Source organism: Streptomyces sp. NPDC057697 (assembly GCF_042799335.1).
Classification (GTDB): domain Bacteria; phylum Actinomycetota; class Actinomycetes; order Streptomycetales; family Streptomycetaceae; genus Streptomyces.
In genome coordinates this window covers 1-21,135 of the sequence record NZ_JBHVJA010000021.1, presented here as the reverse complement: position 1 = coordinate 21,135, position 21,135 = coordinate 1, and the positions used below count along the sequence as shown (strand labels likewise).

General features: G+C 71.4%; 18 protein-coding genes. 7 read left to right on the top strand and 11 right to left on the bottom strand.

The window, feature by feature from the left end; all coding sequences use genetic code 11:
- Positions 1–52: 52 nt before the first annotated feature.
- Both ACFVFH_RS33845 and ACFVFH_RS33840 read left to right on the top strand, forming a co-directional pair.
- Positions 53–721: a TetR/AcrR family transcriptional regulator gene (locus ACFVFH_RS33845; protein WP_383776188.1), complete on the top strand. Its 669-nt coding sequence runs from the start codon at positions 53–55 to the stop codon at positions 719–721.
- Between the two features lie 73 nt (positions 722–794).
- A complete protein-coding gene (locus tag ACFVFH_RS33840; RefSeq protein WP_383776186.1) occupies positions 795–1,262 on the top strand; it encodes a hypothetical protein in 468 nt (155 codons plus the stop codon).
- Positions 1,263–1,314: 52 nt separating this feature from the next.
- On the opposite strand, the gene ACFVFH_RS33835 is transcribed toward ACFVFH_RS33840, so the two are convergent.
- The 7 genes from ACFVFH_RS33835 to ACFVFH_RS33805 form a co-directional block, all read right to left on the bottom strand.
- Positions 1,315–1,800, bottom strand: coding sequence for a hypothetical protein (locus ACFVFH_RS33835; RefSeq protein ID WP_383776183.1), 486 nt, complete (start codon positions 1,798–1,800; stop codon positions 1,315–1,317).
- A 135-nt stretch (positions 1,801–1,935) separates the two neighbouring features.
- Positions 1,936–2,619, bottom strand: coding sequence for a uracil-DNA glycosylase (locus ACFVFH_RS33830; protein WP_093548962.1), 684 nt, complete (start codon positions 2,617–2,619; stop codon positions 1,936–1,938).
- An 88-nt stretch (positions 2,620–2,707) separates the two neighbouring features.
- The gene (locus ACFVFH_RS33825) at positions 2,708–4,288 is read right to left on the bottom strand and encodes an ABC transporter substrate-binding protein (RefSeq protein ID WP_383776181.1); all 1,581 of its coding nucleotides are present in this window, start codon (positions 4,286–4,288) and stop codon (positions 2,708–2,710) included.
- A 117-nt stretch (positions 4,289–4,405) separates the two neighbouring features.
- Positions 4,406–5,161: an SDR family oxidoreductase gene (locus ACFVFH_RS33820; RefSeq protein WP_383776179.1), complete on the bottom strand. Its 756-nt coding sequence runs from the start codon at positions 5,159–5,161 to the stop codon at positions 4,406–4,408.
- Positions 5,162–5,182: 21 nt separating this feature from the next.
- Positions 5,183–5,944, bottom strand: coding sequence for a 3-oxoacyl-ACP reductase FabG (gene fabG, locus ACFVFH_RS33815; protein ID WP_383776177.1), 762 nt, complete (start codon positions 5,942–5,944; stop codon positions 5,183–5,185).
- 232 nt (positions 5,945–6,176) lie between these two features.
- Positions 6,177–6,560: a DUF3037 domain-containing protein gene (locus ACFVFH_RS33810; protein WP_383776175.1), complete on the bottom strand. Its 384-nt coding sequence runs from the start codon at positions 6,558–6,560 to the stop codon at positions 6,177–6,179.
- Positions 6,557–7,411 (bottom strand): HipA family kinase, encoded by an 855-nt coding sequence (locus ACFVFH_RS33805; RefSeq protein ID WP_383776173.1) that lies wholly within the window; start codon positions 7,409–7,411, stop codon positions 6,557–6,559. The genes ACFVFH_RS33810 and ACFVFH_RS33805 overlap by 4 nt, the downstream gene beginning before the upstream one ends.
- A gap of 822 nt (positions 7,412–8,233) precedes the next feature.
- Between ACFVFH_RS33805 and ACFVFH_RS33800 the strand changes: the two genes are divergently transcribed.
- Positions 8,234–9,043, top strand: a complete 810-nt coding sequence (locus ACFVFH_RS33800; RefSeq protein ID WP_383776170.1) for a hypothetical protein — start codon at positions 8,234–8,236, stop codon at positions 9,041–9,043.
- 35 nt (positions 9,044–9,078) lie between these two features.
- The gene (locus ACFVFH_RS33795) at positions 9,079–10,950 is read left to right on the top strand and encodes an amino acid adenylation domain-containing protein (protein WP_383776168.1); all 1,872 of its coding nucleotides are present in this window, start codon (positions 9,079–9,081) and stop codon (positions 10,948–10,950) included.
- A 523-nt stretch (positions 10,951–11,473) separates the two neighbouring features.
- Here the strand turns inward: ACFVFH_RS33795 and ACFVFH_RS33790 are convergent.
- Both ACFVFH_RS33790 and ACFVFH_RS33785 read right to left on the bottom strand, forming a co-directional pair.
- The gene (locus ACFVFH_RS33790) at positions 11,474–12,931 is read right to left on the bottom strand and encodes an amidase (RefSeq protein WP_383776165.1); all 1,458 of its coding nucleotides are present in this window, start codon (positions 12,929–12,931) and stop codon (positions 11,474–11,476) included.
- Positions 12,932–12,947: 16 nt separating this feature from the next.
- Positions 12,948–13,256, bottom strand: a complete 309-nt coding sequence (locus ACFVFH_RS33785; protein ID WP_383776162.1) for a hypothetical protein — start codon at positions 13,254–13,256, stop codon at positions 12,948–12,950.
- Positions 13,257–13,507: 251 nt separating this feature from the next.
- On the opposite strand from ACFVFH_RS33785, the gene ACFVFH_RS33780 reads away from it, so the two are divergent.
- The 3 genes from ACFVFH_RS33780 to ACFVFH_RS33770 all read left to right on the top strand — a co-directional run bounded on the left by ACFVFH_RS33780 (position 13,508) and on the right by ACFVFH_RS33770 (position 17,774).
- The gene (locus ACFVFH_RS33780) at positions 13,508–14,902 is read left to right on the top strand and encodes an NDP-hexose 2,3-dehydratase family protein (RefSeq protein WP_383776379.1); all 1,395 of its coding nucleotides are present in this window, start codon (positions 13,508–13,510) and stop codon (positions 14,900–14,902) included.
- Between the two features lie 848 nt (positions 14,903–15,750).
- A complete protein-coding gene (locus ACFVFH_RS33775; protein WP_383776158.1) occupies positions 15,751–16,749 on the top strand; it encodes an NAD-dependent epimerase/dehydratase family protein in 999 nt (332 codons plus the stop codon).
- A 41-nt stretch (positions 16,750–16,790) separates the two neighbouring features.
- Positions 16,791–17,774 carry an aldo/keto reductase gene (locus ACFVFH_RS33770; protein WP_383776156.1) on the top strand — a complete coding sequence of 328 codons (984 nt, stop codon included), beginning with the start codon at positions 16,791–16,793 and terminating at the stop codon, positions 17,772–17,774.
- 209 nt (positions 17,775–17,983) lie between these two features.
- Here ACFVFH_RS33770 and ACFVFH_RS33765 read toward each other — a convergent pair whose 3' ends face one another.
- Entirely contained in the window at positions 17,984–18,733 is a 750-nt protein-coding gene (locus tag ACFVFH_RS33765; protein WP_383776153.1) for a thioesterase II family protein, read from the bottom strand.
- A gap of 81 nt (positions 18,734–18,814) precedes the next feature.
- Positions 18,815–21,135: phosphopantetheine-binding protein (locus tag ACFVFH_RS33760; protein ID WP_383776150.1), on the bottom strand; the 2,321-nt coding region annotated here is incomplete at its 5' end.

Below are 21,135 nucleotides of genomic sequence, written 5' to 3'. Positions count from 1 at the left end.
GTAGTGACGACTCACCGTACTACGGCTGTAGTTCCGCCGGTAGGTTGACCCCATGGCCACACGCACCACCCCCGGTACCTCCCGGGCCGATCTCATCGCCGACGCCGCCCTCGGCCTCCTCACCGAACGCGGGATGCGGGGGCTGACCCACCGCGCGGTGGACGAGCGCGCCGGACTCCCCCAGGGCTCGACGTCCAACTACGCACGGACCCGGCAGGCCCTGCTGGAGGTGGCGGTGCGACGGCTGGCCGAGCGGGAGGCGCGGGTGCTCGCCCCCGGCGAACTCCCGGTCCCGGGCGCCGCCCCGGACACCGGCGCGCACGACGGTGCGAACGGCGGCCCGGACCACGGTCCGGCGCCCGGGGCGACGGCGCTGGTCGCCGGTCTCGCGGTGGCGCTGCACCGCTATCTCACCCGCCACCCCGACCTGCTCATCTGCCGCTACGAGCTCGCCCTGGAGGCGACCCGGCGCCCGGAGCTGCGGGAGTTCTTCGACGCCACCGGCCGGCAGTTCCGCGAACCACTGGTCGCGCTGCTGGCGGCCGCCGGATCGGCCGAGCCGGAACGGCACGCCCTGTCCCTGGTGGCCTGGTGCGAGGGGCTGATGTTCTCGTGCGCCGCGGGGTCGTTCAGCCGCTCCGTCCCGAGCGAGGAGGAGCTGCGCACCGGCTTCGCCGAACTGCTGAGCGGAATGCTGGGACCGCGGTGGGGGCGGCACTGACCGGTGTCACCCGTGCGGACCAATCACGGCCGACCGGCTCACCGGAGCGCCGTCCACGCCTCAGAGTGATCAGGTGCAACGAACCAGAATCACCGTGAGCCTGCTGGTCGGCGTGGCCGTCACGACGCTGTCCGGCTGTGTGTCCGTGCAGCCGCATGCGGACGTCCCGCCCCGGCCCCGGAGCAGCGGGCCCACCCAGGACCTGTCTCCGCAGATCGTGCTGCCGCCCGTCCACGACTCGCTGGGAGCCGTACCGGTCCCCGAGCCGTCCGCCACCGCGTCCCGCCCCACGGACGGCGTGCCACGGGAGACCCACCACCCGGTGCCCCGCGCGCCGCGACCGCAGCAGCGGCAGCAGTGGCGGCAGCCCTCCGTCACACGGACCCGGCCGCACCACGCCCCGCCCGCCGTGACCGTGCCCGTCCCGGCTCCGCCCGCGCCCGTCTCCGGAACGGGCATCTGCGCGCTGGGACGGGGCTACGGGCACTGGCCCGCGGGCAGCCCGCAGTCCCGGATCTGCGACGACACCTACGGCCACTGAGCCCGGAACACCGGACCGAGCGACGGCCCGCCCGCCCTGGACGGGCCGTCGCTCACGGACCGTCCAGCCGCAGCTCCAGGAGCGCGATCGCCGCCCGCACCCCCGCCCCGTACCCGTCGTCCGCCCCGTCGTCCGCGAGCACGGTGGAAGCGGCGCGGGCGCGGTCGAGATGGAACCGCGCCGCGTCGGGCCGCCGGAGCTTCAGATAGTCGGCGGCGAGGCTGAGATGGAGCGAGGGGCGGAAGGCGGACACCGCGGGGGCATCGGGGTGCTGCGCCGCCCGCACGTCGGTCAGCTCGTCGCACGCGGTCAACGCCCGCAGGTCCCAGGCCAGTTCGTCACCCGGGTCGTCCTGGGTGTCGGCCAGGTAGTGGGCGAGGGTGCACCGGTGCAGGGCGTCACCGTCCTCGCCGATCTCGGCCCAGAGTTCACCGAAACGGTTGCGGGCCTCCTCCCGGTCGCCGCCGTGCAGCAGCATGATCGCCTGGCCGATCCTGGTCATGACGGCGTCCGTGGACGCCTCCCGCTGCTCCGTCACCGCGACCTCCCTGAGCGACCGTCCCCCCGTTACCGTTCGACGCTAACCGCAGACGCGGCCGATACCGCCGAGGCTCGGGCGGGCGTCCCGGACCGGTCGCCGGACGCCCGCCGCCGACCGGTCCGGAGCCGGGTCTCAGCCCAGGTCGGGGATGCGCCAGTCGATGGCCTCGTGCCCCTGTGCGGCCACGGCCGCGTTGATCTGCCGGAACGGGCTGGAGCCGAAGAACTTCTTGGCCGAGAGCGGCGAGGGGTGCGCCCCCTTCACCACCACATGGCGCTCCTCGTCGATCAGCGGAAGCTTCTTCTGGGCGTAGTTGCCCCAGAGCACGAAGACCGCCGGGTCGGGGCGGGACGCGACCGCGCGGATGACCGCGTCGGTGAACTTCTCCCAGCCCTTGCCCTTGTGCGAGTTCGCCTCGCCCGCGCGCACGGTCAGCACCGCGTTGAGCAGGAGGACGCCCTGCTCGGCCCACGGCATCAGATATCCGTTGTCCGGGACCGGGAGACCGAGCTCCTCCTTCATCTCCTTGTAGATGTTCCGCAGCGACGGAGGCGTCTTCACCCCCGGCCGCACGGAGAAGCAGAGTCCGTGCCCCTGGCCCTCCCCGTGGTAGGGGTCCTGGCCGAGGACGAGGACCTTCACCTTGTCGTAGGGGGTGGCGTCCAGAGCGGCGAAGACCTGGTCGCGCGGGGGGTAGACCGGCCCCTTGGCCCGTTCCTCCTCGACGAACTCGGTGAGCTCCTTGAAGTACGGCTTCTGCAGCTCTTCGCCGAGGACGCCGCTCCAGGACTCGGGCAGCAGGTCGGTGTCGGTCACTTCAACAACCTCCGGTAAGCAATCGGCTTTTCATCCGAGAACCTACCGGGGGCCACTGACAACGCACCCCGCCAGCCCCGTCGGACGCCTACCAGCTGGCCTTGCGGTACAGCTCCCACATCTGCATGACCGTCTGCGGGTCCAGGGCACGCTCCCCGCCGCCGATGTCCTCGCCCGAGGCGACGTACAGCTTGCCCTGCCACAGCGGGAGCAGCCGCACGTCGTCGACCAGGATCTTCTGGGCCCGTTCGAACTGCTTGCTGACCGCGCCCCGGTCGCTCTCCTTGCGGGTCTGCGGCAGGATCTCCCTGGTGATCTCGTCCTTCAGGTACGGCATCCCCGTGATGCTCTCCTTGCCGACGAAGGGGGCGATGAAGTTGTCCGGGTCCGGGAAGTCGGGGAACCAGCCGCGGCCGAAGACGGGGTACTCGCCCTTGGTGAAGCCCTCCTGGAAGGTCTTCCAGGGCTTGCTCTTCAGCGTGATCCTGAACAGTCCGGAGCTCTCCAGCTGACGCTTCAGCTCGGCGAACTCGGGGGCGGTGGAGGAGCCGTACCGGTCGGTGGTGAACCAGAGGGTCAGCTCGACCGGCTTGGTGATGCCCGCCTTGGCCAGGATCTGCTTCGCCTTGCCCCGGTCCGGGTCCCCGTAGGCGTCGAAGAAGCTGGTGGTGTGTCCGGCGATGCCCTTGGGGACCATGGAGTACAGCGGCTCGGCCGTGCCCTGGTAGACCTTGGCCACCAGGGCGTCACGGTCGACGAGCTGGGCGATGGCCCGGCGCACGGCCACGTTGCCGGCCGCCGGGTCCTTGGGATTGAAGACCAGGAACCGGATGTCCGCCCCGACCGTCTCGACGATCTGCAGCTTGCTGTCCTTGTCCTGGCTGTCCTCCAGGCTGACGACCTCCTCGGCGGTGAGGCCGCGGTAGATCGCGTCGATCTGGTTCTTCCGCAGCGCCGCGACCACGGGGGCGGACTCCTTGAAGTACCGGATGGTCACCGCGTCGTTCTTGCGGTCCGCGAACCCCTTGTAGTCGGGATTCTTCACCAGTTCGGCCCGGTTTCCGGGCTTGTACGAATCAAGGAGATACGGACCGGATCCGGTGATCTTTCCATCGGTGCGGAGCTTGTGCTGGGAATAGTCGCCCGGTGCCACCAGCGACATCGCGGGCGTGGCGAGAATGAAGGGGAAGGTGGCGTCCGGCTTCGTGAGGTGGAAAACAACGATGTCGTCCCCCTTCGTCTCCACGCGGTCGAGCGAACCGAGCATGCCGACCGGTCCGCCCTTGAACTTGATCTCCGTGATCCGGTCGATGGAGTACTTGACCGCTTCGGCGTCGAGCTTGTCCCCGTTGGAGAATTTCAGTCCCGCGCGGATCTTGCACCGATAGGAGGTGCTGGTGGTATCGGTGAACTTGCACCATTCCGCGGCATCCGGCTCGGGGCTCGTACTGCCCGTGGGGAAACTCACCAGGGTCTGGAAGACATTCCGCATCAGCTCCCAGGAGTTGTCCCACGCCGCCGCCGGATCGAGGGTCGAGGGCTCGCTGGTCGTACCGACGACTATCTTCTGCTCGACTTTCGAACCGCTGTCGGAAAGAAGTCCGCAGCCTGCCAGCAGTGATAGGGAAGCAAGGACTGCAGCGGCCTGCAGACTGGCCCGGTAGAACACGTGAACGCTCCTCGATCAGCCATGGGTCGGCAGACCATACCGCAGTGCCCTGTCGGGTCAATCCGCAGGCCCGACAGGGCACTTGAGTCAATCAGGGCCAAATCAGCTCAGGCCGGTTCAGCCCACGCCCGCGTTGAGGAAGATTCCCCCGTCGACCACCAGGGTCTGTCCCGTGATCCAGTCCGACTGGCTCGATGTGAGGAACGCGGCGGCGCCGCCGATGTCCTCGGGAACTCCCAGTCGGCCCAGCGGATAGCCGGCTGCGGTCTCCTCCTCACGGCCTTCGTACAGTGCTCGGGCGAATTTCGTCTTCACGACCGCGGGCGCGATGGCGTTGACGCGCACGACAGGCGCGAACTCGTGCGCCAGTTGAAGGGTCAGATTGACCATGGCGGCCTTGCTCACGCCGTACGCGCCGACGAAGGGCGAGGCGGAGAGACCCGCGACCGAGGCGATGTTCACGATCGCCCCGCCGTTCTCCTTCTGCCAGGCCTTCCACGTCCGCTGGGCGAATCCGAGCGCCGAGACCACATTCGTCTCGAAGACCTTGCGGGCGACATCGAGGTCGAGGTCGGCGAGCGGTCCGAAGACCGGATTCGTCCCCGCGTTGTTGACCAGGAAGTCGACCCGGCCGAATGCCTCCATGGTGCGCTCGACGGCGACCGCCTGGTGCGCCTCGTCGTGGGCCTTGCCCGCGACGCCGATCACCCGGTCGGCACCCAGCCGCTCGACGGCCTCCTTGAGCGCGTCCTCGCCCCGCCCGGTGATGCACACCCGGTCGCCGCGGGCCACCAGCGCCTCGGCGATGCCGTAGCCGATGCCCCGGCTCGCTCCGGTGACGAGCGCGACCTTCCCGCTGTCCTGCACAGTCATGATGTTCCGTAGCCCTTCGGGTCAGTTGAGCGGTCCGCCGGCGACGTACATGACCTGGCCGGAGACGAAGCCCGCCGCGTCGCCCGTGAAGAAGGCGATGGCGTTGGCGATGTCCTCGGGGTGCCCCACGCGCTGCACCGGGATCTGGGTGGCGGCCGCGGCCTGGAACTCCTCGAAGCCCATGCCGACCCGGGCGGCGGTCTGCGCGGTCATCTCGGTCACGATGAAACCGGGCGCGACGGCGTTGGCGGTGATGCCGAACTTGCCGAGCTCCTTGGCGAGGGTCTTGGTGAAGCCCTGGAGGCCCGCCTTGACCGCCGAGTAGTTGGCCTGGCCGCGGTTGCCGAGAGCCGAGGAGGAGGACAGCGACACGATCCGGCCGAACTTGGCGTCCACCATGTGCTTCTGGACGGCCTTGGCCATCAGGAACGCGCCCTTGAGGTGCACGTTCATCACGGTGTCCCAGTCGGACTCGCTCATCTTGAAGAGCAGGTTGTCGCGGAGCACGCCCGCGTTGTTAACGAGGATGGTCGGAGCGCCGAGCTCGGCGGCGACCCGCGCGACGGCGGCTTCCACCTGCGCGCCGTCCGACACGTCGCAGCCGACGGCCAGGGCCTTGCCCCCGGCGGCGGTGATCTTCTCGACGGTGTCCTTGCAGGCCGCCTCGTCGAGGTCGAGTACGGCGACGGCGCGGCCCTCGGCCGCCAGGCGTACCGCGGTGGCGGCGCCAATGCCCCGCGCCGCTCCGGTCACGATGGCGACGCGCTGCTCGGTGGTGGACATGCTTGGTTCTCCTCGCCCTTGGATCGCCGCTCAGCGGACGTCGGGGCACTCCGGCGCGCGATCCCCGCGCGAGGAACCTTCCCGATGGCTGAGCAACCGCTTAGTACCTTCAGCAGACGAGACGCTAGAAGCCCTGGCACCCGGTGTCAACGGCGCGCGGCCGCCGGGGCGCATGTCACACCCGGGGGCGCCGCCCGCGCACCGGTCGCGGGCGACGCCACGGGGCCGTACATCAGCGCACCAGCAGATCGAGCAGCCGCTCGACCTCGGCCTCCGGGTCGGTCGTCAGTCCGCTGTGCACGGGGCTCGGCTGGACGACGGTGGAACGGGGCGCGATCAGCCAGCGGAAGCGGCGGCCGGCGTCGTCGCGGGCCGCCTGGCCCGCGTCCGTACCGCCGCGGCACACGCCCTCGACGGCGTGCAGGGCGGCCCGTACGCCGGTCACGTCGGCGGCCGGGTCCAGGACCTTCAGCTTGGTCTCGTCGAGATGGGTGCGGGCCGCGACGAAGCCGCGTGCGCGGCAGTAGACCACCACACCGGCGTTGAAGAACTCGCCGCGCTGCACCCGCGGAACCACGCGCAGCAGCGCGTACTCGAAGACATCGCGCTCGCTCAACGCCGGCCGTCCTTGTCGTTCTTCTTGGTGGGGTGCGGCCAGGAGGTGAGGTGGTCGGTGAGCCAGCCGGGGGCCCGGGACGGCCCGGGTTCGGTGGGACCGTCCAGTGTGATGCGTTCGTGGATGGTCGCGGCGCGCGGCAGCAGCGCCGCCACGTAGGCGCGGCGCAGTTCGTCGGTGCTGCCGAAGCCCGGCTCGTCCACCAGCCACTCGTCGGGGACGTCCGCCGTGACCTCGGTGAGCAGTTCCTCGGTGACCAGCGGGGCCAGCTCGGCCGCGGCCGCCGCGATGTCGGGCGCGAACGGGGCCAGCGCGTGGTCGGAGGCGTTGTACGGCTTGGCCGCGGACGCCTGGGCGCCGGGCCAGTTGTGGTGCCAGATCATGGTGGCGCCGTGGTCGATGAGCCACAGGTCGCCGTGCCAGACCAGCATGTTCGGATTGCGCCAGGACCGGTCGACGTTGTTGATCAGCGCGTCGAACCAGACGACCCGTCCGGCTTCCTCGGGTCCCACCTGGTAGGCGAGCGAGTCGAAGCCGATCGAGCCGGGCAGGAAGTCCATCCCGAGGTTGAGGCCGCCGCTCGCCTTCAGGAGCTCCTGCACCTCCTGGTCCGGCTCGGCGAGGCCGATGACCGGGTCCAGCTGCATCCGCACCAATTCGGGGACACGCAGCCCGAGCCGCCGGCCGAGCTGCCCGCAGATCACCTCCGCGACCAGCGTCTTGCGCCCTTGTCCGGCGCCGGTGAATTTCATGACGTAGGTGCCGAGATCATCGGCCTCGACGATCCCGGGCAGCGAGCCGCCCTCACGCAGAGGCGTGACGTAGCGGGTCGCTACGACTTCATCCAACACTTCCCCAGGCCACCCATCTCTTCAGCCTCACGATCCACGGACGATTTCTCCAGGGACATGGAGGCAGGAATCACCGGTCGACGGCGCCGGGGAGAATACGGGGAGTTTCGGCCGGGGAGCCGGTCTCCCGCTCCCCCAGCAGACCGTCGATCATGCCGCGCCCCTTGCTGCCGGTTTCCGGCATGAAGTGAGCATAGTAACCGAGGGTGATCGCCGGTGAGGAGTGTCCGAGCCGCCGGGCCGGGGTCACGACGGGCTCTCCGGCGTCCACCACGATCGAGGAGCAGGTACGCCGGAGGACGTGAAAACCGTGCTTCGGGGTCGCGGCCCACGGCCGGGCATTCGCCCCCCACCCCCACACACGTCGCACCGTTCCCGCGGCGAATTGGGCCACCGCACAGATTTCGCGTGCATGGGTGCGCACAAGGCACTTTCGTCGACGACCATTTCCGGAAGGGCGGAAAGCTCGGACCCGGTGATCATTCATCACCCGCGTTTCCGCTCCTCCCGCGCTCCGGGCCAGAGGTCGAGAAATAAAGGGTGAGGATCGCGCCGACATTCCACTGTCGTCGATCGGCGCGAGCCCGGACCAAGCACCCTTCACCTCGCGGAGGGTGGACCCGTCCGCCGCCGGAGCGGCTCCCGCTGCGGCACCGGCGCTTCCGCCGATCGGCGCTCGGCGCTCCCCCGGCACGTCCCGTCCACCACAGGGGTCGCTAGGGGGCTGACTGGGGTTTGTCCGCAGATGCGACACGCCTAGCATCTCCGTTCGAACTCTGTTGACGGGTGTTTCAGCGATTCTTGAGGAAGGCAGGGCACATCATGAGCGGGAGCGAGTCCTGGGCAGTCCGGTCCGAGGGGAAGTCGGACGGCATCGTTCTCGCCATCGACTTTCCTGGTACGGGACGGCGGGAAGCCGGTTTCACGGATCTCGCCGAGCGGATCGACATTCCGTACGCCCTTTGGGAAACACTGCCGCCCCCGTTTGCCCACGCCACCATGCTGACCGGCGCCGACTGGGTCGACCGCTGGGTGGCCGGGGTCGAGGCGAGCGGGCGTCCGGTGCGCGCCGTCATGGCATTCTGCGCCGCCAGTCCTTATGCGGCCGCCCTGGCACACCGCATCGGAGCGCTCCAGGGCGAGAAGCCGGACACGGTCTTCTTCGACCCGGACATTCCGGAGGAGTTCTTTCTCTATTGGCAGTACCAGGAAATCATGGAACGCTTCCTGCCGGATCTGAGCGCCGAGGAATCCGCCGCGGCACGGAAGCGCGGCGAGCAGGCGCGGGAGCACGCCGAAGACCTCACCGCTCTGGGCACCGAGCTGATCGCGCTGTTCCACGAGTACGGCGAGCCGGCATGCCGTCGCGCCGGGCTGGACGACGAGCGCACGGCGGAGTTCCTCGGCGGCTTCACCACCTATGTCTCCTTCGTGTGCGGCTCCAGCCAGATCGCGGCGCAGGAACCCGAGATGCTGGTCGGCTCCTGGTCCACCGCGACCGCCGTGACCTCCGCGAGCAGCGGCAAGGCGGGCAAGCTGGTCGCCAAGGACATCAGTTTCCCCGACATCACACACGTCGACCTGCTGGCGACGGCCGAGGTGGCGGCCGCCGTCTCCGACCTCCTGAAGTGAGGTCCACCCCCGCCCGCGACCGCGAGGACGGCACCATGGCAAGCGAGGACGCCCGCCCGGCGGGTACGGCCGACATCGCGGCGCACGCGCTGACCGGGCCCGTGCGGCCCGTGTCCGGCACTCTTCTGCCCGGATTCGGCGCCGTGGCCGAGAAACAGGCCGACGCCACGGCCCTGGTCGCGCCCGACGCGACGTACACCTACCAGGCGCTGCACGCCGACGTGCAGCGGCTGGCCCGCCGGCTGCTGGCGGAGGGCGTCGGCGCCGAGGACCTGGTGGCCGTACTGCTGCCGCGCACCGCCGACTCGGTCGTCGCGCTGCTCGCCGTCCTCACCGCCGGAGCCACCTACGTGCCCGTGGACAGCGGCTATCCGGAGAAGCGCATCACCGGCATGCTCGCCGACGCGCGCCCCCGCCTGCTGCTCACCGTCCGCGACCTCGCCACGCGGCTCGCGCCGGACGTGCCCGCGCTGTGCCTGGACGATCCGGGCAGCGCCGCGGCGACGGCCGCCCTGTCCCCCGATCCCGTCGAGGACGCCGAGCGCACCCGGCCGCTCGCGCCGCACGACGCCGCGTACGTGCTGTTCACATCGGGCTCGACCGGACGTCCCAAGGGCGTGGTGGTCGAGCACCGCTCCCTGATGAACCTGATCGTCTCGCACCGGGAGCTGTTCTTCGGGCCCGCGACCCGGCATCTCGGGCGGGAGCGGCTGCGCGTCGCGCACACCGCCGCGCAGTCGTTCGACGCGGCCTGGGACCCGGTGCTGTGGCTGCTCGAAGGGCATGAACTGCACCTCGTCGACGACGACGTCCGCCGGGATCCGTCCCTGCTGGTCCGGTACATCACCGAGCACCGCGTCGATGTCGTGGAGACCACCCCCACCCTCGCCGAACAGCTGGACCGCAGCGGTCTGTTCGACACCGGCCTGCCCCACCGCCTCGGGGTGCTCGCGCTCGGCGGCGAGGCCATCGGGGCCGCCCAGTGGGACCGGCTGCGCACCCTGCCGCACCTGCTCGCGCTCAACCTGTACGGGCCCAGCGAGTGCACCGTCGACGCGTTCGTCGCCCCGCTCGCGGAACACCCCTCGCCGACGATCGGCCGACGGCCCGTCCTCAACACGCGTGCCTACGTTCTCGACGAGCGGGGCCGGCCGTGCGCACCCGGCGAGACCGGCGAACTGCACCTGGCGGGAGCGGGAGTCGCCCGCGGCTACCTGGGCCGGCCCGACCTCACCGCCGAACTCTTCGTCACCGACCCCTGGCAGCGGGACGGCACGCGCATGTACCGCACCGGCGACCTCGTGCGGCAGTCCCCCGACGGCACCCTCGTCTTCGTGGGCCGCGCCGACGACCAGGTCAAACTGCACGGCCAGCGACTGGAGTTGAACGAGGTCGAGCAGGTGGTGTCGGGCCACGCCCGTGTCGCGCAGTGCGCGGTGCTGCTCCGTGAGGACACCCCGGGCGCCCAGCGCCTCGTCGCGTACGTGGTCGGCGAGGGCTGCGTACCGGAGGAACTGCGGGCGTATGCCGCCGAGTCGCTGGCCGCCTACATGGTGCCCTCCGCCGTCGTCGTCCTCGACGCCCTTCCGCTGTCCCCCAACGGCAAGCTGGACCGCTCCGCCCTGCCGGTCCCCGACTTCGGCGCCCCGGTGAGCGGCGGGCGCGAGCCCCGGACACCGGGCGAGAAGCTGCTGTGCCGACTGTTCACGGACATCCTCGGCCCCGTGGGCGCCGGTATCGAAGGGATCGGGCCCGAGGACGACTTCTTCCTGCGTGGAGGGGACAGCATGGGCGCCATCCGCGTCGTCGCCGCCGCCCGCGAGGAGGGCCTGTCCCTGCGCCTCCAGGACGTCTTCGAACACCGCACGGCGGAGGCCCTGGCCGCATTCGTCGGCGACCAGCTCTGAGGCCCCGGAGGACGTCGGCGGAGCTCGGCCCGGCGGCGTCGGCGGGTGGTCCGCGACGAAAGCGGATGAGCGGGACGCCGCGTACGCGGGCCGGGGCCGGGGCCGAGGCCGTCGTGCAGGCTGGTGCCGGGGGTGCCGGGCAACGGGGGGAGTCCGTCATAGCCGGTGACGAGGTCGACCTTCTGGAGCCGGTGGCCAGGTGGACCTTCGAACCCGCTCCTACCGCGACCGGTCGGTCGGATTCGGTCCGGTCAGCAGCCCTCTTCTGCGGCCCGGACGCTCACGAGGTCGATCGCGCACCCCGACCGGCCCAGCGCTCCCCGGGCGCCGAGTCCGTCCAGGACCGTCCGGTGGAACCGGTCCTGGACACGGCCCCGGCTCCACCGGACGAAAGCGGCGGTACGCCATCTGCCGGTACGGCCGAACCCCGGCGGCAACCCGCCGCCAGGTGCGTCCGCAGGCGGCCACCGGCATACGCGGCGCGGGGCCGGTGGCCCGCAATCCCGTCCGCCCCGGAGCCCGTTCAGGCGCCGGTCGGTACTTCGGCCACCGGCCAGGGGCCGCCGGTCAGGGACTCGTAGAGGCGTCCGAGTCGCAGAAGGGTCTGTTCGCCGTGGGGGCGGCCCATGAACTGCAGGCCGACCGGGAGGCCGTCCTCGGGAGAGCCGCAGGGCACGGAGAGGGCGGGCAGGCCCGTCAGGCTCGCCGGGTGGGCGAAGCGGGTGCTGGCGACAGGGACGACGTCCATGCCGCCGTCGGGCTGCGGCAGGAAGAACTCGCCGTGCGCGACCGGGGTGATGGCGACCGTCGGAAGGACGAAGGCGTCGACGCCCTCGAACGCCTCCTGCCACCTGGCGTGCAGGAGCTGTCGGGTGCGCAGCGCGTCGATGTAGTCGCGGGCGGGGACCAGCGCCCCCTCCTCCAGCCGGTCGCGCGTCGTCGGGTGCAGTTCGGCGCCGTCCTCCAGGGCGCGGCGGTGGTGGGCGCTCGCCTCCGCGGCCATGATCAGCGCGACGGCGGGCGAGACCAGGTCGACCATCGGAAGGCTCACCCGCACGATGCGTGCGCCCTGCGCGGCGAGCAGTTCCACCCCGGCGGCGACGCGCTCCGCCACGTCCGGCGCGCAGCGCGTGAACAGCGCGTCGTCCGGGACAGCGAGCGTCAGCCCCTTCGCCGAGGCGGGCTCCGACCCCACGCCCGGACCCGGGAGCGCGTCGGTGTCCGTGCCCGTCAGTGCCGCGAAGGCCAGAGCCGCGTCGGCCACGCCCCGGGCCAGCACGCCCGGTGTGTCCAGCGACCAGGACAGTGGGGCGACGCCCTCACCCGGCAGCACCCCGTACGTGGGCTTCAGGCCGACCACCCCGCACATGGCGGCCGGTATACGGACCGAGCCTCCGGTGTCGGTGCCGAGTGCGAGGGGGCCCATGCCGGCCGCGACGGCCGCGGCGGCGCCGCCGCTGGAGCCGCCTGCGGAGCGGTCGGGGCAGCGCGGGTTGCGTGTGTCCGGGGTGACGGTGCCGAACGCGAACTCGTCCATCTGCGTCTTGCCGAGGACGAGCGCCCCCGCCGACCTCAGCCGCGCGACCACCGCGGCGTCGGCGGCGGCCGGGGTCCCGCAGGCCCGGCGCAGCGCGGACGAACCGGCCCAGGTGGGCGTGCCCGCGACGTCGAACAGGTCCTTGACCGACACGGGCACCCCGTCCAGCGGGCCGCGCGGGCCCTCCTGGGCGATGCGCTTGGCGGCCCGTTCGGCCTCGTCGAGGACCGACTCCTCCAGGACGACGGTGTACGCGCCCACCTCGGGATCGGCCACGCGGATACGGGCGAGGACCTGCTGGGCCAGGTCGACGGGGCTCAGGCTGCCGTCCGCGATGCGGGCCGCCGCCTCCACCGCGCTCAACTCGTGTCCGGGAGCGGCCGTTTCGGTGACGGCCGGATCGGTGACAGTCTCGTTCTCCGCCGTCTCCGCCATGTCTGCCATCGGGTTCACTTCCCTGTCACTTCCATTCGAGACGGAACGCCGGTCGCAGCCGCTGCCCGTCCAGGTCGAGTGCCTCCAGCGCCTGGCCGGCGCCGAGGAGCCGGCCGCGCCGGGCCGCGAGAGCCGCCCGGCGTTCCTCGGTCACGGTGAGCCGGGCCGCCTCGGCGAGCACACCGGCGGCGAACGCGGCGTCGTCCTCCGGGCCGCCGGGCGTTCCGGCGGCCGCGCCCTGCGAACCCGGCACGCCCTGCGGACCTCGCCCGCCGCGCTCGATCGGCACACCCTGTTTCTCGTTCTGCTTTTCTTTCTGTTTTTCGTTCGACAATTCGCTTTCCTGCCGTCGCGGCCGGATTCGGCCAAGTCGAGTCCATCCCTCCGGCAAACTAGCAAGCTCATGGCCGTCACAGAAGATCGCCGGACACCGGACCCGGACAACTCCCGCACAATTCCGGTCCGCTGTTTTTTCTCAGGGGAGACTAGGGGGCCCATAGGGGGCCCGCCATCCGTACGCTGTTGGAGGTGACGAAACGTGCAGCGACGCTGGACTCCAGCGCGCAGAACCTGGCGGCGGCGCTCGTGGGCCTCCAGCGGACCGATTCACGGACCGTTCCGCGCTGGGACCGGCGGACGACGGACCTTCTCGCCCACTCGGCACGGGAGACCGACCGGGGGGTCCAGCTGGCCACCGCGGATTTTTCCGACTGGTTGGCCGAACGCGGGCGTGAACACGCCTTCGGGGTGCGGCGAATCGATTTCGCCGAACTGAAGGGCTGGAATTTCCATCGGCCCACCGGAAACCTGGTCCACCAGTCCGGCAGATTCTTCACAGTGGGCGGACTGCGGGTCCGCACCTCGGCCGGGTCCTTCCCCGAATGGCACCAGCCGATCATCCGGCAGCCCGAAGTCGGCATTCTGGGAATCCTGGCCAAGGAGATCGACGGTGTTCTGCATTTTCTGATGCAGGCGAAGATGGAACCAGGGAATCCGAACCTGTTGCAGCTGTCGCCGACCGTGCAGGCGACCCGCAGCAACTACACGCGCGTACACCGCGGCGCGCCCGTCAGGTACTTGCAGTACTTCGCCGGGCCGCGCCAGGGCCGGATCCTGGCGGACGTGCTGCAGTCCGAGCACGGCTCGTGGTTCTACCGCAAGTACAACCGCAACATGATCGTCGAGACCCGCGACGAGGTGCCCGCACACCCCGACTTCTGCTGGCTCACCCTCGGTCAGTTGTACGAACTGCTCGGCCGGGACAACACGGTCAACATGGACTCCCGCACCGTGCTGTCCAGCTTGCCCTCCCTCGCGGAGCCGCCGGACGACCGGCTGGCCCTCACCCCGGACGCGAAGGTCCTCAGCTGGCTCACCGAGCACCGCTCCACCCACGACTCGACGATCGAGATGGTCCCGCTGACCGGGCTGCCCGGCTGGCAGCGCACCGAGCGGGAGATCACCCGCGAGGACGGGCGTTTCTTCGATGTCGTCGCGGTCGCCGTGGAGGCCGGAAACCGTGAGGTGCCGAGCTGGACGCAGCCGCTGATCGAACCGCACGGCGAGGGCGTCTCCGCGTTCCTGCTCCACGAGTTCGACGGCGTGCCGCACGTCCTGGCACACGCCCGCCTGGAGGGCGGGCTGCCCCTGGTGGTCGAGGTGGCGCCCACCGTCCAGTGCGTCCCCGCCAACCACCCCGAGGACATGCGCCCCCGCTACCTCGACGAGGTGCTGGCCGCGCCGCCCTCCCGGGTCCGCTACAGCGCCGTGCACGCCGAGGAGGGCGGCCGGTTCCGCAACGCCGTCAGCCGCTACCTCCTCGTCGAGGCCGACGGCGCCCTCGCCGCCGAGCCGCTGCCGCCCGGGTACGCCTGGCTGAGCGTGCGCCAGCTGGAACGGCTCACCAGCGCCGGGCTCAGCACCAACGTCCAGGCGCGAACCCTGCTCGCGTGCCTGCGCTCCGTGGCGCGGCCCTCATGACCGGCAGCGCGCAGGACATCATCGCCGCCCCCCTGCGGATCGGGGTGCTCGGCGCGGCGGCCACCACCCCGCGCCGGGCGCTGCCCGCGTTCGCCGCCGTGGACGACGTCGCGTCCGTTCCACCGCGGCGCCCGAGCCCGGATCACCGTACTGCCGGACGAGTCCGCGTTCGGCGAGCGCCGGTACGTGAACGCCGTGAGTCCGTGTGAAGGAGGATGCCGCGTTCTCGTCGTACGGCGTGTATTCCCCACTCGTGGCAGCGGGCCGGAAGCCGCCCGGACCGCGCGCCGACCCGGGCGCCGCACCGGTACGCCGGGACGGCTCCGGCACGCTCACCGGGTGGCGTCGGCTCACCGACGTACCGGCCGCCCGATGCCCGGCCTCGGCCTCGGCCTCGATCGACCCATGTGTCCGGCACGATCCGTGCGGCCGTATTCCGTCTGCCTGGACTCATACTCACCGCAGTCGGCGCCATCGCCGCCACAGCGGCGTTTCGGTAGCCGGACCGCGGAGCGCGCAGCAGTCCACGACCCCCGCCCCCGGGGTGTCCGACCACGCCACTTGCGCGGTTGAGCACTGCGCCCACCTGCCGTCCCCTCCGGGAATCGTCGCCCGTCCGCAGTGCGGTGGCACCCGGCCGGGCGCCGGGCACGCGGAGCACCCACCGTCGAGTCCGCCGAGGCCGGCCGCCGTTTCCGGGCCGGACGGCAAATCCTCTGTACGGTTCACGAATATCTGGACTCGCCGCCGTTCCCCCGGCCTGCCGCACCCTGAATACTCGGGGGCGGCCACTGCTCACTGTCCGTGGGACAGCCAGGTGGAATCGGCCCCGCACCTGGAGAGCGGAAATGTCTGAGAAACACTGGGCAGGGAAGACGGTCGTCGTCACCGGCGGACTCGGTTTCATAGGATCGCATTTCGTCGAACGGCTTCTGAAATACGGCGCGAACGTAGCGTGTGTCCACCGCGGCCCGAAACCGGAAGTGCTCAAGGACTTTATCCCGGCGGACCGACTCCGACTTCTCTCGCTCGATCTTCTGGATTGCGCCGGGCTGTCCGCCGCGGTCCGCTCCATCACGCCGAGCGTCGATGTGATCGTGCACTGCGCTGCCCTGTACGGGAATGCGGAGTTCAAGAAGCGGAACCCGGCGACGATACTCGACGCGAACATGCGTATGGCGTCGAATGTTCTCGAAGTCGCGCGCGCACACGAAATCGGCGACGTCGTCATGATGGGGTCGGCGGAGATCTACTCGGAGCTCGCGCCGAGTCCGGCCCGCGAGGACGACGACTACCGCCGGTTCCCGGTCCCCACGCAGAACGGCTATGCGCTGGCGAAGATCTACACCGAGATGCTGGCCGACGTCTGTCGCACGCAGTACGGCATGCGGATCTTCGTGCCCCGGCCGACCAACGTCTACGGCTCTCGGGACGACTTCGACGCCTGTGTCAGCCGGGTCGTCCCGAGGCTGATGAACCGGATCGCCCGCGGCGAGGACATCGAGATCTGGGGCGACGGCAGCCAGACACGGACTTTCGTCCACGCCGGGGACGTCGTGCGTACCACCTTGCGCATGGTGGAGCTGAACCGCCACCACACCCTCAACATCGGGACCCGCGAGGAGGTCTCGATCCTCGCCCTGGCCAGGATGCTGTCGTCGGCGTTCGGCAGCCCCGAGCGCATCCGGCTCCTCCCGGACATGCCCATCGGCCCCGGCGCGCGAACCCTGGACGTCAGCCGGATGGACGAGTTGATCGACTTCGAGCCCACCACCTTGCGGGACGGGCTGGAGGAGACCGTGCGGTGGTACCACCGGACGATGCACCGCGCGGCCACAGCCAGGTGACCCGGCCCTCGGGTCCACCGACCAGGAACCAGGAGAGATACATGCACTACACCCGTCTGGGCCGCACCGCACTGAAGATCAGCAGGCTGTGCGTGGGAACGGTCAACTTCGGCGGCCGGGTGGACGAAGAGGACGGACACCGCATCCTGAACCACGCCCTCGACCTGGGCCTCAACTTCGTCGACACCGCCAACATGTACGGCTGGCGCGTGCACAAGGGGTACACGGAGGAGACGATCGGCCGCTGGTTCGCCAAGGACCCGGCCCGCAGGGACCGGACCGTGCTGGCCACCAAGGTCGGCAACGAGATGTCCGGCGCGCCCAATGACAGCGGCCTGTCGGCCCGGCACATCGTCTCGTCCTGCGAGGCGTCCCTGCGCCGCCTGCAGACCGACCGCATCGACCTCTTCCAACTGCACCACGTGGACCGCACGGCGCCCTGGGACGAGATCTGGCAGGCACTGGACCTGCTGGTGAGCCAGGGCAAGGTGCTGTACGTGGGCTCGTCCAACTTCGCGGGCTGGCACGTGGCCATGGCCCAGGAGGCGGCCGCCCGGCGGCACTTCCTCGGCCTGGTCTCCGAGCAGTGCGCGTACAACCTGGTCACCCGGCTGCCCGAGCTGGAGCTCCTCCCCGCCGCGCGGGCCTACGGCATGGCCGTCCTCCCGTGGTCGCCGTTGCACGGCGGGCTGCTCGGCGGGGTCCTCGCCAAACTCCAGGAGGGGACCGCGGTCAAGTCGGCGCAGGGGCGGGCCGTGCCGGCTCTGGAGGAGCACCGCGACCGTATCGCCGCGTACGAGGAACTGTGCCGGGAGCTGGGCGAGCACCCCGCCCAGGTCGGCCTCGCCTGGGTGCTGTCGCGTCCGGGGGTGACCGCCCCCGTGATCGGCCCGCGCAGTGTGGAGCAACTGGACGGGGCGGTGGCCGCGTTGGACCTCACGCTGCCGGACGAGGTTCTGACCCGGCTCGACGAGCTGTTCCCGGGGCCGCGCGCGGAGGCGCCGGAGGCGTGGATCACGGCGTGACCGGTACGGGCTCGAACGTGGGCGTCGGCGGCCGGGGGCATCGACGACCGGGGCGGGCGCACCGCGGCCCGGTCGTCGATCTGTTGCGCCCACCACACCGGGACCGCGCTCCGGCCGGCGTGCCCGCGTACCTCGAACGGCCCCTGGACCGCAGAACGGCGTCGTTCCGATCGGCCGCCCTCACCTGACGTACCGGTCTCGTCTGCGTGTCACAGCCCCAAGTGGGCACGGAGCACGGCGAGGACGTCCGCCGCGCGGTCGTTGAGGTAGAAGTGCCCGCCGGGGAAGACGTGGAGGTCGGTGGGGCCCTCCGTGCAGGCGGACCAGGCGCGGGCCTCCTCCACCGTCGTCATGGGGTCGGCGTCGCCCGTCAGTACGGTCACCGGGCAGCGGACCCGGTCGCCGGGACGCAGCTCGTACGTCTCCACGGCGCGGTAGTCGGCACGGATCGCGGGCAGCACCATCCGCACCAGCTCCTCGTCCTCGAAGACCTGCGCGTCCGTGCCGCTGAGCCGGCGCACCCCTTCCAGCAGGGCGCTGTCGGTGCGCTTGTGCATGTCCTCGCCGGGCCGGGCCGCGCTCGGGGCGCGCCGCCCCGACGCGAACAGCCGTACCGGGCCGCGTCCGGCCTTCTCCAGCCGGAGCGCCACCTCGTAGCCCAGGAGCGCGCCCATGCTGTGCCCGAACACCGCGAGCGGCCGCTCATCGCCGTCGCTGACCGCGTCGGCGACCCGGTCCGCCAACTCCCGCAAGTCCCCGAGGGGTTCCTCGGAGCGGCGGTCCTGGCGGCCCGGGTACTGCACGGCGAGCACATCGGCGGCGGGCGCGAGCGCGGCGGCCACGGGCACGTAGTAGCTGGACGCACCGCCGGCGTGCGGCAGGCACAGCAGGCGCACACCGGCGTCAGGGGCGGGCTGGTAGCGGCGTATCCAGACGCCGGTATCCACTGCGGAGGTCATCGGGTCCCACTTTCTGTTGATCCAAGGAAAGGGCGCCGGGGCCCGGCGGTATGTGCCGGGCCCCGGCCGCCGACCGTGCCGTCAGGCCGCGGTGAGTTCGCGGTCGAGTTCGTCCGCGAGGTACTCGGCGAGCTCGACCGGGTTGAGGTGGTCGTAGATGAGGGTGGCGGGCAGTTTCAGCCCGGTGATCGTGGTCAGGCGGTGCCCGAACTCGACCGCGGTGAGCGAGGCGAACCCGAGATCCATGAAATCGCCTTCCGCGGACACGGCGTCGGCGGATGTGTGCCCGAGGACGACGGCGACCTGGCCGCGCACCAGCTCCACCAGGGTCTCCAGCCGCCCGTCGGCGTCCCGAGCGGCGAGGACGTGGCGCAGCGACTCGGGCCCGTCGACCCCCGCCAGCAGGCCGGACTCCCCCGGCTCCCCAGCCGGAGCCGCCGCGTCGAGTGCCGCCCGCGCCTCGGGGAGGCCCTCCAGGAGGCGTCGGCCGCGGGTGGCCGCGTGGGTCCCGGCGTACTGTGCCCAGTCCCGCCTCGTGACGACCAGCAGCCCGTCGGTGCGCTCCAGGGCCCGGTCCAGGACGGCGAGGTCGAGCGCGTCGGGGTCTGCGGCGACCAGCCTCACCGGCGCCTGGTCGGCGGCCTGTTCCCGGGCCACGGCCTCCCACCAGCCGGCCAGCGCCGTAACGGCACCGACTCCCGGGGCGCCGACCAGGGCGTCCACGTCCACGGCGAGGAACAACGCCACCGAGTCGGTGGTGCCGGAAAGACCGGTCACAGCGGGAAGCTCGGCACCGAGGACTTCGTCGAGCGCCTTGTCCAGCGGGCCATCGGCCACGGCGACGCGCGGCGCGTGCACCACGCCCGTCAGGGGAAGCCCGTCGGGCAGCGATGCGGCGAGGCGGGCCGACGCGGAGCCGTCCGCGACATCGCAGACGACGTGGGTGATCCCGTCGACGGCGGGTTCCGGCGCACCCGCCGACTTCGGCTCGTCCGGCCCGGCGGCCACGAGGACGTGTGCCGCACCGGAGGCCAGCAGACTGCGGGCCACCCGGCCCCGCCAGGTCTCGGTGCCTCCGCTCACCACAAGCGTGCTCTCCTGCCCGAGTGCGGTGGCGCGGACCGGGCCGCCGGCCCCGTCCGCCGTGGCCGCCTTCAGAAGCCGCCGGGCGAACACACCCGCGTCCCGCACGGCCAACTCGGTCTCTCCGGCCGGGGACACCAGCACCTCGGCCAGCCGCCTCAGCACACGGTCACCGCACCGGGCGGGTACGTCGACGACACCGGCCCAGCGCACTTCGGTGTCCTCCGCAAGCAGGCGGCCGAGGCCCCACAGCACGGCCTGAGCAGACCCGGTCACCCGCTCGGAGGCGCCCGTCGACACGGCGCCCGACGTCAGGGACCACACCGGCACGGACGCGTCGGCACCGGACAGGGCCCGCAGCAGCGCCAACGTGTCGACGGCCACCTTTCGGGCAGCCCGGGGGCCGTCCGCCGCAGTGAGGCCGAGCAGTGACAGGACCCCGCCGAGTTCACCGCCGTCCGCGGCCAGGGATGACACTGCGGCATCGATGCCCTCGTACGAGGCCGTCCGTGCGTCACCTGCCGCCCCTGAGCCACCGGTCGTCTTTGCGTCGCCGGTTGCCCCCGAGCCCCCGACCGCCTTTGCATCGCCGGTTGCCTCTGCGTCACCGGTTGCCTCTGCGTCACCGATGATGGCGACCCTCGTATCGGCTCCCGCGACCCTCAGCGCCGAAACGAGGCGCGTCACCAGGGCGTCGTCGGGGCCGAGCCGCGCCGGTACGGCCAGCAGCCAGGTACCCCGCAGCCGTGCCGTAGCGTCGTCCGGCCGTCGCGTCACGGCGGTCCAGCCGACACGGTAGTGCGGCGCGGGAGCGGTGGCCCGTCGGCGCCCCAGCCACGACGCGAGCACCGGCAACGCCGCCTCGACCGCAGCGCGCTCCGCCGCGTCGCCCCTCTCGCCGTCGATCCCCAACAGGTTTGCCAGCGAGCCGAGGTCCTCGTCGGCCACGGCCGCCCAGAAACGGGCGTCGGTGTCCGGCGTCTCCGTGCTGCCCTGGGACCTGGCCGGACTGGCCGTGCCGTCAGCCGCCTCCAGCTCCTCCGGATCCAGCCAGTACCGCTCGTGCTGGAAGGCATACGTCGGCAGCTCCACCCGCCGACCACCGGGCAGCGCCGCCGACCAGTCGACGGAGACCCCGGCCACGTACAACCGACCCACCGCGGACATCAACGCCCGCGCATCGCCCTGATCCCGGCGCAGCACCGGCACGGCGGCCACACCCGTCTCAAGCGTCTGGCCGACCAGCCCGGTCAGTACGGCGTCCGGGCCCACCTCCACGAACCGCCTGGCCCCGAAAGCATGCAGGGCATGCAGTGCGT

Bases quoted from the DNA above. Each gene is read 5' to 3' on its own strand.
- fabG (WP_383776177.1), bottom strand. From the start codon at position 5,944: ATGTCCACCACCGAGCAGCGCGTCGCCATCGTGACCGGAGCGGCGCGG.
- ACFVFH_RS33770 (WP_383776156.1), top strand. From the start codon at position 16,791: ATGCACTACACCCGTCTGGGCCGCACCGCACTGAAGATCAGCAGGCTG.
- ACFVFH_RS33800 (WP_383776170.1), top strand. From the start codon at position 8,234: ATGAGCGGGAGCGAGTCCTGGGCAGTCCGGTCCGAGGGGAAGTCGGAC.
- ACFVFH_RS33845 (WP_383776188.1), top strand. From the start codon at position 53: ATGGCCACACGCACCACCCCCGGTACCTCCCGGGCCGATCTCATCGCC.
- ACFVFH_RS33795 (WP_383776168.1), top strand. From the start codon at position 9,079: ATGGCAAGCGAGGACGCCCGCCCGGCGGGTACGGCCGACATCGCGGCG.
- ACFVFH_RS33775 (WP_383776158.1), top strand. From the start codon at position 15,751: ATGTCTGAGAAACACTGGGCAGGGAAGACGGTCGTCGTCACCGGCGGA.
- ACFVFH_RS33790 (WP_383776165.1), bottom strand. From the start codon at position 12,931: ATGGCAGACATGGCGGAGACGGCGGAGAACGAGACTGTCACCGATCCG.
- ACFVFH_RS33765 (WP_383776153.1), bottom strand. From the start codon at position 18,733: ATGACCTCCGCAGTGGATACCGGCGTCTGGATACGCCGCTACCAGCCC.
- ACFVFH_RS33820 (WP_383776179.1), bottom strand. From the start codon at position 5,161: ATGACTGTGCAGGACAGCGGGAAGGTCGCGCTCGTCACCGGAGCGAGC.